The 14,418-nt window shown below is 71.0% G+C and carries 11 protein-coding genes; 6 read left to right on the top strand and 5 right to left on the bottom strand.

Annotation, left to right across the window (positions count from 1 at the left end):
• The 3 genes from E1264_RS29625 to E1264_RS29615 form a co-directional block, all read left to right on the top strand.
• Positions 1-2,450: FtsK/SpoIIIE domain-containing protein (locus E1264_RS29625; RefSeq protein ID WP_132178744.1), on the top strand; the 2,450-nt coding region annotated here is incomplete at its 5' end.
• A gap of 43 nt (positions 2,451-2,493) precedes the next feature.
• Complete coding sequence (locus tag E1264_RS29620) at positions 2,494-3,069, top strand: TetR/AcrR family transcriptional regulator (RefSeq protein ID WP_132178743.1); 576 nt, start codon at positions 2,494-2,496, stop codon at positions 3,067-3,069.
• 80 nt (positions 3,070-3,149) lie between these two features.
• The gene (locus E1264_RS29615; RefSeq protein WP_132178742.1) at positions 3,150-4,337 is read left to right on the top strand and encodes a Cmx/CmrA family chloramphenicol efflux MFS transporter; all 1,188 of its coding nucleotides are present in this window, start codon (positions 3,150-3,152) and stop codon (positions 4,335-4,337) included.
• Positions 4,338-4,410: 73 nt separating this feature from the next.
• Here E1264_RS29615 and E1264_RS29610 read toward each other — a convergent pair whose 3' ends face one another.
• From E1264_RS29610 to E1264_RS29600, 3 genes are all read right to left on the bottom strand, one after another.
• Positions 4,411-5,634 carry a hypothetical protein gene (locus tag E1264_RS29610; protein WP_132178741.1) on the bottom strand — a complete coding sequence of 408 codons (1,224 nt, stop codon included), beginning with the start codon at positions 5,632-5,634 and terminating at the stop codon, positions 4,411-4,413.
• 211 nt (positions 5,635-5,845) lie between these two features.
• Positions 5,846-7,921: a M6 family metalloprotease domain-containing protein gene (locus tag E1264_RS29605; RefSeq protein ID WP_243711242.1), complete on the bottom strand. Its 2,076-nt coding sequence runs from the start codon at positions 7,919-7,921 to the stop codon at positions 5,846-5,848.
• 192 nt (positions 7,922-8,113) lie between these two features.
• Positions 8,114-8,569: an Lrp/AsnC family transcriptional regulator gene (locus E1264_RS29600; RefSeq protein ID WP_132178740.1), complete on the bottom strand. Its 456-nt coding sequence runs from the start codon at positions 8,567-8,569 to the stop codon at positions 8,114-8,116.
• A 182-nt stretch (positions 8,570-8,751) separates the two neighbouring features.
• Between E1264_RS29600 and rocD the strand changes: the two genes are divergently transcribed.
• The 3 genes from rocD (at position 8,752) to E1264_RS29585 (ending at position 12,822) form a co-directional block, all read left to right on the top strand.
• Positions 8,752-9,966 carry an ornithine--oxo-acid transaminase gene (rocD, locus tag E1264_RS29595; RefSeq protein ID WP_165964448.1) on the top strand — a complete coding sequence of 405 codons (1,215 nt, stop codon included), beginning with the start codon at positions 8,752-8,754 and terminating at the stop codon, positions 9,964-9,966.
• Between the two features lie 103 nt (positions 9,967-10,069).
• Positions 10,070-11,038 carry an LCP family protein gene (locus E1264_RS29590; protein ID WP_132178739.1) on the top strand — a complete coding sequence of 323 codons (969 nt, stop codon included), beginning with the start codon at positions 10,070-10,072 and terminating at the stop codon, positions 11,036-11,038.
• 170 nt (positions 11,039-11,208) lie between these two features.
• A complete protein-coding gene (locus E1264_RS29585) occupies positions 11,209-12,822 on the top strand; it encodes a DHA2 family efflux MFS transporter permease subunit (protein WP_132178738.1) in 1,614 nt (537 codons plus the stop codon).
• Positions 12,823-12,840: 18 nt separating this feature from the next.
• Here the strand turns inward: E1264_RS29585 and E1264_RS29580 are convergent, their stop codons facing one another.
• Together E1264_RS29580 and mshB are read right to left on the bottom strand one after the other, a co-directional pair.
• Positions 12,841-13,404, bottom strand: coding sequence for a DUF6113 family protein (locus E1264_RS29580; RefSeq protein WP_132178737.1), 564 nt, complete (start codon positions 13,402-13,404; stop codon positions 12,841-12,843).
• A gap of 22 nt (positions 13,405-13,426) precedes the next feature.
• The gene (mshB, locus tag E1264_RS29575) at positions 13,427-14,326 is read right to left on the bottom strand and encodes an N-acetyl-1-D-myo-inositol-2-amino-2-deoxy-alpha-D-glucopyranoside deacetylase (protein ID WP_132178736.1); all 900 of its coding nucleotides are present in this window, start codon (positions 14,324-14,326) and stop codon (positions 13,427-13,429) included.
• Positions 14,327-14,418: the final 92 nt, after the last annotated feature.

The following is a 14,418-nucleotide window of genomic DNA, read 5'->3' as shown; positions in this document are numbered from 1 at the left end:
ACCTCCTGGACCTCCTCGACACCCCCGTCGACGAACTGCTCGGCGACGACTGGGACCACCGCCCCCCGCATCCGACCCTCATCGGCGTGGACGGCAACGACGAAACGGTCTGGATCGACATACTCCGCCACGGTACGGGCAACCGGCTCGGGCTGATCTTCGGTCCGAGAGCCGATCGCGACGCCCTGCTCCGGACAATCGTGCTCAGCCTCGCCCTCACCTATTCGCCGAGCACGGTCACCTTCTCATTCGTCGATTTCTCTGGCGGTGCTTCCTTCGTCGGCCTGGGGAGCCTCCCCCACGTCGCCACAGCGGTACACACGACATCAACGGACTCATCGCTGATGAGCCAATTGCCGTGGGTACTGGAAACCGAGCGAAGGCGCCGCGAGACCATCCTCCAGGCGGCCGAGGTCGCAACGTGGGATGACTACCAGGCTGCTATCGCCAACGGGCGGTCGCTCGACCCGCTGCCCGCCCTGATCGTGATCCTCGACAATGCGGAGCCGCTCTTTGAGGCGCGGCACGACATGCTCGAACCCATCGTCAGCCTCTGCGAAGCAGGACCAGCTCAGGGAATCCTGTTCATCCTCTCCTCTCCGGAAGCTTCTCCACTGTCGCCGCGCCTGGCCCAGCTCACTGGATGGCGTGCCGATTTCCCCGCAGCGGAGGATGGCGTCAACTTCGCCTCCCTCCGAACCGAACAGAAAACCCATTTCAGCCTCCGGACCGCACGGATCTCTCTCGATGTGAGCGATCCCATCGTGGAACGGATGCGTCAGCGCGGTCCTCGGGCAAGCAGGCTCCCGTGGCGGACGGAGCCCCCGACAAGCCCGGCTCCGACCCACATGGCGCCGCGACCTGACATCGCCCCGGAAACCGACGTGCTGAGACTGAACGGCGGCCCGAACGGAAGATTCGAGGAGAGTTGGGATCGTCCCGCGTCCGAGCCCCGGGAACCGGCCATCGGCTATGACGCTGATGGAAACGCCGTCAGCCTGCACCCGCTCGATCTTTCGTCGGGTCTTCCGCATGGGCTGGTCGTGGGCGAGACCGCGGCTCGGCAACGGGTCGTCCGGGCCATTGCGCTCGCGCTCGCCGCGACTTCCTCTCCCTCGGAAGTCATCATCGCCTTCGCGGGACTGGGCGAGCATCCACTCGGGGATCCCATCGCGCTGCCGCATGTCGTCTACTCCGAGGACGAATTGCTGGGCCGACCCGAGAAGCTCCAGGAGTTCCTCAGATTTCTCACGGATGAGCTCGATGCGCGGGCCGCAGAGGGAGCGCCCGAAAGCATGGTGGAGGAGCTCCTCTCCCCGGACGCGCCGAGACCGCCCGTGAGCCCGCCGCGGCTGCTCGTGGTGGCGGACATTTCGCTGACCTTTCCGTCCAGCAGGCGTGAGGTGGGCGAAGGGCTCCTCGCACTCGCCCAGCGGGGCAAGGCCCTCGGTGTTCAACTGCTGCTGTCCTCGACCAGCGTGGAGAACACCACGATGTGGGATCGGTTTCGGCCGCTCCTCGAATGGCGGATCGCGGCGAGCCTCCTGCCGCCCGCCGAACTTCAGCGCGTCCTCGGACAGGCGAACCTTCCCTTCGCGGACGAGCGGACGGCGTACCTCCTGGTAGGAGGCGAGGCCCCGCGCCCGTTCATGGTGGCGGCAGAGCCCTCCGCATCCGCCCTCGATGACTTCCTCGAACGCGCGAGGACCAGGTTGGAACTCCAACTCCGCAATGACGGGCTCGCCGAACTCCGTGCGCGGCTCAGCGACACAATGGCCGAGTACGAGGAACGGCCCGAACCGGTCGTGCACACGCGGATTCCCATCGGCGTGGAGGCCGACACCGGAGAGCCCGTTCTGGTGGATTTCACCGCCGGTCGGCATCTGCTGATCTCCGGCCCGCCCGGCTCGGGACGGACGAGGCTGCTCCAGTACCTGCACCGGGAGATCGAAACCCACACCGACGCGCTGATCAACACCCTGGAGGGCAACGACCGCATTTCCTGGGAGCCCGAGGAAACGGATTCGGGAGGAGGCGACGACTCGCGCGCCGTGGAGATCGGCCGCCATCTCCGGGAGGCCGTCCAGGGGCTTAATCGGCATGGTGCCGCCGGGTGGGGTCGCGAGTTCTATCTGTTCGTGAGGAACCGCAGGTGGTCGCCCAAGGACGACCCGCTTTCACGGCTCCTTCCCCTTCTCGGCCCGCGTTTCGGGGCGGGGCTCCATCTGGTGGTCTCCCGTTCGCAGACCAGCGAGGGCGAGCCCGCGGATCCTCTGGTCCAGGCGCTGCGTCTCGCCGACGCTTCGGTGCTGCTGACGGGAAGCACGGACTGCTGGGAAGCCGATCTGTGGGGCCTGCCCTCCGACCTGCGCGGGCCGCTCCCGCAGGGGTATGGCGTGCTGGCGCGCAGTGGCCGCTGGCGGAGTGTCCGGCTGCAGATGCCCACCTGAGGCGTATTGGATCGGACGGTCCAGAACGTGTTACCTTGAGCGCATGGCGCGGCCGAGGAAGTTCGAGGAGGAGCGGGCGGTCGAGGCCGCCATGCGGGCGTTCTGGGCGGACGGCTACGAAGCGACGTCCACGCAGGAGCTGTGCAACGCCACCGGCCTCGGACGCAGCAGCATCTACAACACCTTCAAGAGCAAGCACGACCTGTTCGAGAAGGCCCTCGCCCGCTACATGGACATCAAGACGTCCAACATCATCCAGGTCTTGGAGGACGGGGGCCGCCCGGTGCGCGAGCGCCTGCGGACGATCCTGGAATGGGCCGTCGAGCCCGAGCCGGGCGATCCGGCCGGATGCCTGGTCGTCAACACGATGGTGGAGATGGCGCCGCGCGACGAGGCGATCGCCGAGCGGATCGCGCGGGACGAGCGGCGGCGGCTGACGGCGCTGACCGCCGCCGTCAAGGAAGGCATGCGGACCGGGGAGATCGACCGGAGCAAGGACGCGCGGGCGCTGGCGCACTTCATCGTCTCGACGGTCAGCGGCATGCGGGTCGTGGCGCGCGGTGGCGCCGGCAGGAGCACGCTGACCTCGATCGCCGACACGGCCATGGACGCCATCTGAGCCGACCCGGCGGGCCTCGGCCCGCCTTTTCCACGACCGAATTTTGAACTGAACCGTCCAATACAGGGAGGCGAGAACCGATGCCACTGGCCGTCTTCGTGCTCGGGATGGCGATCTTCGCGCAGGGGACCTCGGAGCTGATGCTGGCGGGGCTGCTGCCCGGCATGGCGGACGATCTCGGCGTGTCCGTCCCGCAGGCAGGGCTGCTGATCTCGGCGTTCGCGATCGGGATGCTCGCCGGTGCGCCGGTGCTCGCCGTCCTGACGCTGCGCTGGCCGCACCGGCGCGCCCTGCTGGCGTTCCTCGCCGCGTTCGCCGTGACCCACGTGATCGGCGCGCTGACGTCCGACTACTGGGTGCTGTTCGCGACGCGGGTCGTCGGCGCGTTCGTCTATGCCGGGTTCTGGGCGGTGGCGGCGGCGACGGCGATCGGGCTCGTCCCGGCGAACGCGCGCGGGCGGGCGATGGGGATCGTCGCGGGCGGGCTCACGGTCGCGGCGATCGTGGGGCTCCCGGCCGGGACGGTCATCGGGCAGCATCTCGGCTGGCGGGCGGCGTTCTGGGCGGTCGCGGCGATGTCGGTGGCCGCGATGGCGGGGGTGGCGGCGACGGTCCCCGCCGGGCGCTCGGAACGCGAGGCCCCGCGTATGCGGGACGAGTTGCGCGCGGTCGCCGTCCCCAGGCTGTGGCTGCTGTACGGGACGATCGCCCTGGCCACGAGCGGGCTCATGGTCACGTTCAGCTATCTGGGCGCCCTGCTGGAGGAGACGACCCGCATCGCGGAGGCGTGGGTGCCCGCGGTGCTGGCCCTGTACGGGGCGGGCGCGCTCATCGGCATCACGGCCGGCGGGCGGACGGCCGACGCGCGGGGCGTCCCGACCCTGTACGCGGGGTTCGGCGGGCTCGTCCTGGTGTCGGTGGGGCTGGCGCTGGTCGCCGAGTCGCCCGCGCCGACGGTGGCGCTGGTGTTCCTGCTGGGCCTGGTCGGGTTCGGGACGAATCCCACGCTCAACTCGCGGGCGTTCGGGATCGTCGAAGGCTCGGCGACGCTGGTCGCGGCCGGGAACGTCGTCGCGTTCAACGTCGGGATCACGGCCGGTCCGTGGCTCGGCGGGCGCGCGATCGACGCGGGCGCCGGGCTCGCGTCCACGGCGTGGATCGGGGCCGTTCTGGGCGTGCTGGCACTGGGTGCGGTCGCTCTCGCCCACACCCGCGACCGGACGGTCACGTCCGCCGAAGCCCGGCCGCGTCCGAAGGTGAACGCCTGAACAGGAGGCCGGAGGGTCGGCGCGGGGAGCTCACCGCGCCGACCCGGTCCGTGGCGGTCCGACCGTCAGGCGGTCAGGAGCAGGAGTCGGCCGGGAAGCTCCACAGGGCGCGCTTGCGAGCGTGCTCGGCGATCGTCCAGATGCGGTGCTGGCCGCGGTAGCAGGACAGGTCCTCGGGGCCGTGCGAGATGGTGCGGTGGCTGACGCGGCCCCACTCCATCCAGTCCATGGACGTCGTGAGGAGACGTCCGCGCTTCTGGCCCCTGCCCTGGGTGAACCACCAGCGGCCCTTCGTCCTGACGCCGCCCTGGATCCTGTCGCCCGGCAGGCCGGCGGCCCAGTCGGCGCGGACGGTGCCCGACCCGGACAGCCCCCACAGCGGCCAGGTGACCACGCGCCCGCGCGGCGCCTTCGGCTTGCAGTACTCGCCCGCGATGAGGACGTGCCGCCACGTCGTGCGGTCGATGGCGACCCATGACATGCGCAGCGGGCCCGAGCCCCGGCATTTCCCGCCGCTGCTGCCGCGGGCGAAATGCCAGCTGCCCGTCTGTGCCATCACGTAGCGGTGGCCGTGGCCGTAGTACTTCTTGCCGTGCAGCCCGACCCGCCCCGCGTGGCCCGTCGAGCCCGCCTTGCTCTTGCCCAGGTCGAATATCTGCCGCACGTCGAATTCGCGGACGCCGTGGCGCGTGTCCGCCACGTATAGCTTGGGGCCGTACCAGGCGATGCCTCCTGCGTGGACGTCAACGTCGGTGTAGGTCGGCCGCCCGCCCTTCATCGTTGGGTAGACGAGCAGGACGTGCCGGTACGTGCGCTTGGCGGGGTTGACGAACGTCAGCCTGACCTTGCCGCCGTCGTGCCAGGACACGAGCAGGGGCCTGCCGCCGCCCGGCGTCCGCTCGCCCGCCACCGCGTCCGAGATGCTCGTGACGCCCTGCGGGACCCATTTCCCGGTCGCGCTGTCCGCCCGGTCGAAGCAGTACACGAGGGAGCGGGCGGGCACGGCCGCCGGCTTCCCGCAGCCGCGGCCGAGCCGACGCTGACCGGACGCGTTGAGCAGCTCGTCGACGCTGCTGCGTTCCAGCCTGCCGCCGAGCGCGCGGAGCGGGCCGCCGCGGTCGGAGCCACGGCGCAGATCGAAGTCACGGAGATTCGGGGCCGCCACGGCCGCCGACGAAAACGCGGGCGGCGCGGACGCCTGCGCGGGCGGCACCTGGACGAGGCTCGCCGCGAGCGCGGCCAACGGGACGGCCACCACGGCCGCCGCACCGTCCCGGCGGCGGCGAGGGATGGTCACTGTACGCTGAGTGATGGTCACATTCCGCAACGTAACCCGGCTTGGGGCCGGCCCCGGTGAACGGATGACCTTGGAAGATGCAACTTAGTTTTCGCGCACCATTACGTCGCGCGAGTGAACCACCGGCCCGCCCCAGGCGTCGCCCACGAGGCGGCAAACACGGAAACGGCGGACGGGACGGCCCGGAGGCCGCCCCGTCCGGTAAATCCCCCTATCTAGCGAGCTTGCACGTCCCGGTGTCGGACTTCGACGGGTCGCTCTCGGAGATCGCCGTCAGCTGCAGGGACGCCCGCCGGTGGTAGGGGCCCGGCTCGGGCTTGGCCCACACGTCGACCTGGGTGGCGCCCTTCGCCTTGGCGGTGGCCAGCTCGTTCGGCAGCCAGGTCGTCCAGCCGCCGCCCGGCACGCCGGCCTTGAGCCGGAACACGTCGGAGCCGTAGTAGCCGGTGCCGCCGTTGCCCTTGTTCTGGAGCGTCACCGTGCACTTCATCCAGCCGGAGCCGGTCGGCCGGGCCTGGCCGTTGCCGAGCTGGACGCCGCGACGCTGCGGGCCGGCGCCGTCCAGCGACCGGATCGCGACCGTGTACGACAGGACGCCCTTGCGGTCGCGCTCCAGGTCGAGGACGTAGAAGTGCAGCCGGTTGGCCTCGTCGACGTACTCGTACTCGCTGCCGGAGTTCGTCCCCGCGTGGAACAGGGCGTCGGACAGCTGCCGGTAGTCACCGATCGTCATCTTCTTCGGGGTGCCGTCCGGCAGGACGAAGTCGACCTTGTCGATGTCCTGCGGGTTGGCGTCCTTCACCCAGATGAACGGGGCGTCGTCCTTGTCCTTGGTCTTCGCGAGCAGGACGCCGGAGTCCGGGGTGAAGGAGTCGGTGCCCATCCGGTCGACGACTTCAAGCGTGTAGTTGTCGTAGCCGCCCTCGTCGCACAGGGGGTCGGTCTTGGGGTCGCACTTCGGGCTCTTGTCGCCGCCGGCGCCGAGCTTGAGGTTGATGCCGGTCAGGCCGCCCTTGCCGGGCACGACGGCCCGGGCCGTCACCCGCGCGACGACCGTGCCGGACGAGGCCAGCCCCTCCCGGTCGAGTTGAAGCACGTGGTTCGGGTCGACCATTTCGAGCTTCAGCTTGTTGCGCAGCATGTGCTGGGCGCCCATGGAGCCGCCGCCGGTCGCCGGGATCGTCCACCGGCTGTGGGGGCCGCCGGGCCCGTTGAACGTGCCGCGGCTGAGCATGTCCCAGATGCCGCTGTAGGCGCGGCGCGGCGGGTTGCTGTACGGGTTGTTGTAGTTGTCGGCGATGCCGAGGATGTGGCTGAACTCGTGGGCGAAGACCGACATGCCGGAGCTCTCCGCCTGCGTGGACGACTCGCCGAAGATGGCGTTCGGCCAGATGGTGGAGCCCGCCTGCCAGGACGTCCAGGGGATGTACCGGGTGCGCACCCAGTTCGTCAGGCCCGGGTCGCCCGGACCCCATTCTGCGGGCACGTTCTCCTTCGTGCCGAACTTCATCTCCCCGAACTCCTGCCAGGTGGACGACTCGTCCTGCCCGGCGCTGAGGAAGAACACGAAGTCGAACTTCTTCGCCGTCTCCTCGCCGACGTCGGCGATCCAGGCGGCCCGCGCGTCCTTGCGGAGGTCGCGGTTGCACGTGTCGCCGGCGGGGCAGCCCGTCCCGCCCTGCATGCCGTCCACGCCGTACTCGTGGTCCTTGGCGGGCATCTGGTAGGCGCCGAACCCGGTGAGGTTCACGCCGAACCGGCCGCCGGAGTCCTCCATCCAGTACTCGTGGAGGGTGTGGCCGCGGTTGAGCTCGTTCGGCTTGTTGAGGAAGTCCTCGTAGAACTTGGCGACCTTGTCGCGCGGGACGTCCCCGACGCCGACCGGATTGCCGAAGATCGTGGAGTTCTTCGGCTGCGTCACCACGAACGGCTGGTTGGCGTAGTCGACCAGCACGACGGCGCCGTTGAAGGTCTTGACCGAGCCCTTCTTCGACGGGTCGGCCCAGTTGGTGCCCGGGATCTTCTTGTAGTCGTCCCAGGTCATCGTCTCGGGCATCTCGAAGTTCTGCGGGTCGATCGGACGCGGGGCGCCGTGCGCGAAGCTGTGCGGGGACGGCTGGGCGCGCTGCCACGGCTGCGTCTGCGGCCAGTGCCGCATCTGCCACGGGTTGGCGGTGGGTTTCGGGATGGGCGGACTCGGCGGCGCGGCGGCGGCCGGTAGGGCGGCGAGCCCCACGACCAGCCCGATCGCCGCCGCGGGAACCACCAGCATGTTCTTGGCGCGCATGTCTCCCCTGCCTCAGGTGGGTTGCGGGGAGAAGGTAAAGAGAGGGGGATACGCCCGGCTATGGCCGACTTAGCCGATCTTGTGACGTAAGGCATGGCATGTCGGACAATTCGTCCAGGTCAGGGCACCGGACGCCGGTCTGGCCGGGATGTGCCAGCCCGGTCGAGGCGATCATGCCGGACGCTCGGCGGCTCACCGCGACGGCGCGTCGATGGGGCGGCCGATCAGCCGGGAGAGGACGATCGCCGTCTTCGTCGCCGTGATGTTGTCCTCGCGCCGCAGCCGTTCGAGCGCCTGCTCCAGGTGCTGGATGTCACGGGCCCGCACGTGCACCAGGGCGCTGGCGTCGCCGCTGATCGTGTACGCCGCCACGACCTCCGGATGCCCCCGGACGCTTGAGTAGATCTCCTCCGGGGACGTCGCACCCGTGCAGAAGATCTCGATGAACGCCTCGGTCGTCCAGCCGAGCGCCGCCGGGTCGACGACGGCCGCGAAGCCGGTGATGACGCCGTCCGCGCGGAGCCGGTCGACGCGCCGCTTCACCGCCGGAGCCGACAGCCCGACCTTGTCCCCGATCTGCGCGTACGAGGCCCGCCCGTCCTCCAGGAGCCGTGCAACGATTCGACGGTCCAGCTCGTCAAGACGCAACAAATAACACCCCCGAAGTCGGTTTTCGTCATTGGTCGACGGTCGATCCCGAACATACGCTGGATATCGGACCGGCGGCCACCCGACCCGCCCGGCCCCTTCCCTCCAGGTACCGGACCGCCGTCCGGTGTTCCAGCCATGCCCGGGCCCCGACCGGCCGGGCCGAGCCGTGAAGGAGCGTCGTGACGCCGACCCAGAAGCCGCCCGCGCGGTCCGCCGAGCTGCGGGCGCTGTCCGACGAGCACAGCGCCCACAACTACCATCCGCTCCCGATCGTGATCGCCGAGGCCGAGGGCGTGTGGCTCACCGACGTCGAGGGGCACCGCTACCTCGACATGCTGGCCGCCTACTCCGCGGTGAACTTCGGGCACCGGAACCCGCGCCTCACCGAGGCCGCCAAGCGGCAGATGGACCGCGTCACGCTGGTGAGCCGCGCGTTCGACCACGACAACTTCGGGCCGTTCGTCACCGAGCTCGCCGAGCTGTGCGGCAAGGACATGGTGCTGCCGATGAACAGCGGCGCCGAGGGCGTCGAGACCGCCCTGAAGACCGCCCGCAAGTGGGGCTACGAGGTCAAGGGCGTCCCGGCGGACCAGGCGAACATCGTCACGTTCGAGGGCAACTTCCACGGCCGCACCACCACGATCGTCAGCTTCTCCACCGACGCCGACGCCAAGGACTCCTACGGCCCCTACACGCCCGGCTTCCGCACCGTCCCGTACGGCGACGTCGAGGCGCTGAAGGCCGCGATGGACGGCTCGACCGTCGGCGTGCTGATCGAGCCGATCCAGGGCGAGGCGGGCGTGAACGTCCCGCCCAGCGGGTTCCTGCGCGCGGTGCGGGACCTGTGCACCGCGAACGGCACCCTGATGATCGCGGACGAGATCCAGTCGGGCCTCGGCCGCACTGGCGCCACCTTCGCCTGCGAGCACGAGGACGTCATCCCGGACGTCTACATCCTCGGCAAGGCCCTCGGCGGCGGGATCCTGCCGGTCTCCGCGGTCGTCGCGGACGCCGACATCCTCGGCGTGTTCCGGCCTGGCCAGCACGGCTCCACGTTCGGCGGCAACCCGCTCGCCTGCGCCATCGGCCGTGAGGTCGTCGCGATGCTGAAGACGGGCGAGTACCAGGAACGGTCCAGGACGCTCGGCGCGCACATGCACGAGCGCCTCGGCCGGCTGCCCGCCGACATCGCCCGCGAGGTCCGCGGGCGCGGCCTGTGGGCGGGCGTGGAGCTCCACGGCAAGGCCCGTCCGGTCAGCGAGCGCCTCATGGAGCTCGGCGTCCTCGTCAAGGAGACGCACGAGACGACGCTCCGCCTCGCCCCACCGCTCACCATCGAGCGCGAAGACCTCGACTGGGCCCTCGACCAGCTGGAGGTCGCCCTCAAGGGCTAGTGTCCGGCCCGTTGGTCAGAGCAAACCCGAATCTCGTCAAAGACTCGCCCCTCCATCCGCCCGGCGCGGGCGGCGGGCCCGGCCCGGCGTGCAGGCTGGGCGGATGCTGCGGAACAGGAGTAGGCGCCAGGTCATCATCGGGTGCGGTGCGGTGGCGCTGGGCCTCCTGCTGCTCGTCGGAGGCGGCCTCTACCTGCTGCAGCGCACCTACGACGGGGACGTGCGGCGCATCGCCGGGGCGCTGCCGTCGCGGGGCGGGCGGCCCGCGCCCGGCGGGGGCGGCGAGAACTGGCTGCTGATCGGGTCCGACCGGCGTGCGGACATCCCCTCGATGGGCGCGCGGGCCGACGCGATCATGCTGGTGCACCTGTCCGGGCGCGGCGACCGGGTGTCGGTGATCGCGATCCCGCGGGACGGGTGGGTGCCCGTCCCCGGGCACGGCACGACGAAGATCAACGCCGCGTTCGCGTTCGGTGGGCCCGCGCTGCTGATCAGGACGGTGGAGCAGCTCACGGGCGTCCGCGTCGACCACTACGCGGCGCTCGACTTCGGCGGCTTCGTGCAGATGACCGACGCGCTCGGCGGCGTGGACGTCACCGTCACCAAGACGACCTACGATCCGAAGCACGAGCGCACCTGGCAGGCGGGCCGCCAGCACCTGGACGGCGTCGAGGCGCTGGACTTCGTCCGGCAGCGCTGGAACCTCCCGGACGGCGACCTCGACCGGATCAAGCGGCAGCAGGCGTTCCTGCACGCCCTGGCGGAGAAGGCGCTCGGCACCCGCAACCCGATCAAGATCGACCGGTTCATCCGGGCGGCGACGCGGTCGGTGACCGTGGACGACTCCGTGACATCCGGCACACTGCGCGGGCTGGCGAACCGGCTGCTGCGGACGTCGACCCGGGAGTACCTGACCACCCCGGTCGCGGGGACGGACCGGCGGGGCGAGCAGAGCGTCGTGCTCCTAGACGACGCGGGCGCGCGGGAGCTGTTCACGGCCGTCCGGAACGACCGGGTCGGCGAGTACGTGGCCCGCAGCGGCGCGGGCAACACGGTCGACGCCGTCCGCTGATCCCCCGCCGACGGGCCGGGAGCCAGGCGACATGTTCGGACATAGTCCGACGTGATCGATGTCGTCCCCATGGATTAGTCTGACCGGGCACCGGACCGCCGGCGACACGCCCGCCGAAGGGCGAGTGGGAGCCCCGGCCCGAAGGCCGGAGTTTCCACGGGGGGTCGTTCATGAGCAGATGGCGCGGACATCCCTGGGCGATCCTGCTGACGCTCTCGCTCGGCTTCTTCATGACGCTGCTCGACCTGACGATCGTGAACATCGCGATCCCGAGCATCACCGAGAAGCTGGACGCCTCGCTCGACCAGGTCCTGTGGATCATCAACGCCTACATCCTGGTGCTGGCCGTGCTGCTGATCACCGCGGGCCGGCTCGGCGACCTGTGGGGCAAGAAGAACCTGTTCATCACCGGTGTGGCGCTGTTCACGCTGGCCAGCCTGGTGTGCGGGATCGCACAGGACCCGGCGCAGCTCATCGCCGCCCGCGCCGTCCAGGGTCTCGGCGCCGCGCTGCTGATGCCGCAGACCATGTCGATCATCATCGGGGTGTTCCCGCCGGACCGGCGCGGCACCGCGCTCGGCGTCTGGGGCGCGGTGGCGGGGGTGTCCACGATCGCCGGGCCCACGCTCGGCGGGCTGCTGGTCACCCATCTCGACTGGCGGTGGATCTTCTTCGTGAACCTGCCGATCGGCGCGCTCGTGCTGGCCATGGCCGTGCCGATCCTGCCCGGCCACACGCCGGGCGTCCGGCACAGGTTCGACCTGACCGGGGTGCTGCTCGCGTCCGCCGCCCTGTTCTGCGTGACGTTCGCGCTCACCGAGGGCCAGAAGTTCGAGTGGAACGCCGTCATCTGGGGGCTGATCGCCGCGGGCGCCGTCCTGTTCCTGGTGTTCGCCGCGCACCAGCGCACCCGGCAGGACGAGGAGCCGCTCGTCCCGTTCTCCCTGTTCAGGGACCGCAACTTCACGATCCTCAGCATCGTCGGCGCGGCCGTCTCGGTCGGCATGATCGGCATGGTCCTGCCGCTGACGATCTACCTGCAGTCGGTGCTGGGGTTCAGCGCCCTCAAGGCGGGGCTCGTGCTGGCGCCGTCGTCGGTGATGTCGATGTTCCTGGCGCCCGTCGCCGGGCGGCTGTCCGACCGCATCGGCGGCAAGTACATCCTGATGGCGGGGCTCATCCTCTACGCCGCCGGGATGCTCTGGGTCGTGGCCGTCGCCGAGGTCGGCAGCGGCTGGGCGGCGTTCATCGCCCCGCTCGCCGTGGCGGGGACCGGCATCGGCTGCGTGTTCGCGCCGATGGCCACCGAGGCGACCCGGCACGTCCCGCCGCGCCTCGCGGGCGCCGCGTCCGGGGTCAACAACACGATCCGGCAGGTCGGGTCGGTGCTCGGCGCGGCGGCGGTCGGCGCGCTGCTGCAGAACCGGCTCGCGTCGTCGCTGCGGGACGAGGCGACCGCCCGCTCCTCCGCCCTGCCGCCCGATGTGCGCCCGGGATTCGTGCGCGGGTTCGCGGAGGCGGCGAAGGGCGGACTGGAGGTCGGCGCCGGGCAGAGCGGGGCGAAGCAGCAGATCCTGACCGGCATCCCGCCGAACGTGGCGCACCGCATCCACGACCTGGCCGCGCAGGTGTTCTCGCACGGGTTCGTGCACGCGATGAAGCCGGCGATGATCCTGCCGATCGGCGTGATGTTCCTCAGCGCCGTGGCCTGCCTGGCGCTGCGCGGGCACCGGTCCGGGCCGCCCACGGGCGCGGACGCGAAACCGGCGCACGCCGCCACCTGAGCGGCGGGCCGGAACGCTCTACCGGTCGGTGCGGCCCCCTCGGCCGAGGAGCCACTGCCCGGACGGCCCGGCGGGGCGGACGCGCAGGATCGCGAGGACGGCCGCCGCCAGCCCGCCGATGATGTAGACGTACCCGGCGTAGTTGGTCTTGCCGCTCAGCTCCGTCGGCATGACGAGATCGCCGCCGGGGCCCTCGTTCGACAGGACGAAGACGACGATCAGCCAGGTGAGCGCGATGATGACGGGGCCCGTCCGGCCGCCGGTCCCCCAGCCCGCGAGCCGCACCGCGGCGAACAGCACCAGGACGAGGACGATCGACGCGACCGGCACCCGCTCGACCGTCCAGTCCTGGACGAACGAGCCGATCAGCCCGTACACGGCACCGAACAGCCCGAGCACCGCGTAGGCGGCACCGGACACGACGGCGTCGAGCGAGTCCTCCCCCGCGGGCGGGACCGGGCTTCCCGGCGCCTCGCCCGCCCCCGCCTCGCCCGGGCCGGCCGCGCCGCCCGGGCCCGCGCCGTTCGCGGGAAGGCCCTGCTTGGCGAGGCTCACCCGCGTGTCGTCGTCGTCTTCGTCCACGGGCTTCAGGGTATCGAGACGCTCAGCCGGGCGGGTCTTCCAGCCCGGCGAACAGGTCGCGCTCGCGGCGCCCGGGGCCGACCGGGCCCGGCTTCCCGGCCTGGAGGATGAAGTACTCGGTGCCGAACGCCTGCTGGCCGAGGTTGTTCGACAGCGCGAAGAACGGCCCGGCCTGCTCGGGCGCCACGACGATCTGGGTGCGGTAGGCGCGCAGGGCGGCGAGCTTGGCGGGCAGGTGCGCGCGGGCGTCCACGACCGTGGTGACCTGCCCGTCGGGCACGCCGGACCCGAGGTCGTCCAGCCCGGCGACGCGCGCGAACGGCAGCTTCGCCTCCCGCATCACGGCGATCGCGCGGGCGAGGACGGTCCGCGGCGTGGCGTAGGCGTAGAACTTCGCGACCCGCCACGGCTCGGCGCCGTCCTCGTGGGCGGGGTCGGCGGCCAGCTCGAACGCCCGCCATGCGACGCGGTGCGCCTGGATGTGGTCGGGGTGGCCGTAGTTGCCGCGCTCGTCATAGGTGACGATCACCTGCGGCCGGACGTCCCGGATCACGGTGACGAGGTCGGCCGCCGCGGTGTCGACGTCGGCGCGCCAGAAGCAGCGCGGGTCGTCGTTGGTGGGCGCGCCCATCATCCCCGAGTCGCGCCAGCGGCCCGGGCCGCCGAGGAAGCGGTGGTCGCTCACGCCGAGCGCCGCGCACGCCGCCGCGAGCTCACCGATCCGGTGCTCGCCGAGGCGGTCCTCCTTGTCGGAGGCCAGGTGGCGCAGGTCCTCCGGGATGACCTCGCCCTCCTCGCCCAGCGTGCACGTGACGAGACAGACGTGGGCGCCCTCGGCGGCGTACTTGGCCATGGTCGCCCCGGTCCCGATGGACTCGTCGTCCGGATGGGCGTGGACGAACAGGATCCGCGGCTCCTTCATAGGAAACGAGCCTACTCAGGGCACGGACCGGCGTTGATGACCGCCCTGCCCGGGCGGGTCACACCGTCCCGGACCAGCGGCTCAGGGAACGG

It is taken from the genome of Actinomadura sp. KC216, assembly GCF_004348535.1.
GTDB lineage: Bacteria > Actinomycetota > Actinomycetes > Streptosporangiales > Streptosporangiaceae > Spirillospora.
Note: the sequence above shows the minus strand (reverse complement) of the source record. Positions and strands in the feature narration are given on the sequence as shown.

What these genes read in the sequence shown, in the direction of transcription:
- E1264_RS29620 (WP_132178743.1), top strand. Translation starts at nt 2,494, where the DNA reads ATGGCGCGGCCGAGGAAGTTCGAGGAGGAGCGGGCGGTCGAGGCCGCC.
- E1264_RS29605 (WP_243711242.1), bottom strand. Translation starts at nt 7,921, where the DNA reads ATGCGCGCCAAGAACATGCTGGTGGTTCCCGCGGCGGCGATCGGGCTG.
- mshB (WP_132178736.1), bottom strand. Translation starts at nt 14,326, where the DNA reads ATGAAGGAGCCGCGGATCCTGTTCGTCCACGCCCATCCGGACGACGAG.
- E1264_RS29615 (WP_132178742.1), top strand. Translation starts at nt 3,150, where the DNA reads ATGCCACTGGCCGTCTTCGTGCTCGGGATGGCGATCTTCGCGCAGGGG.
- E1264_RS29585 (WP_132178738.1), top strand. Translation starts at nt 11,209, where the DNA reads ATGAGCAGATGGCGCGGACATCCCTGGGCGATCCTGCTGACGCTCTCG.
- E1264_RS29590 (WP_132178739.1), top strand. Translation starts at nt 10,070, where the DNA reads ATGCTGCGGAACAGGAGTAGGCGCCAGGTCATCATCGGGTGCGGTGCG.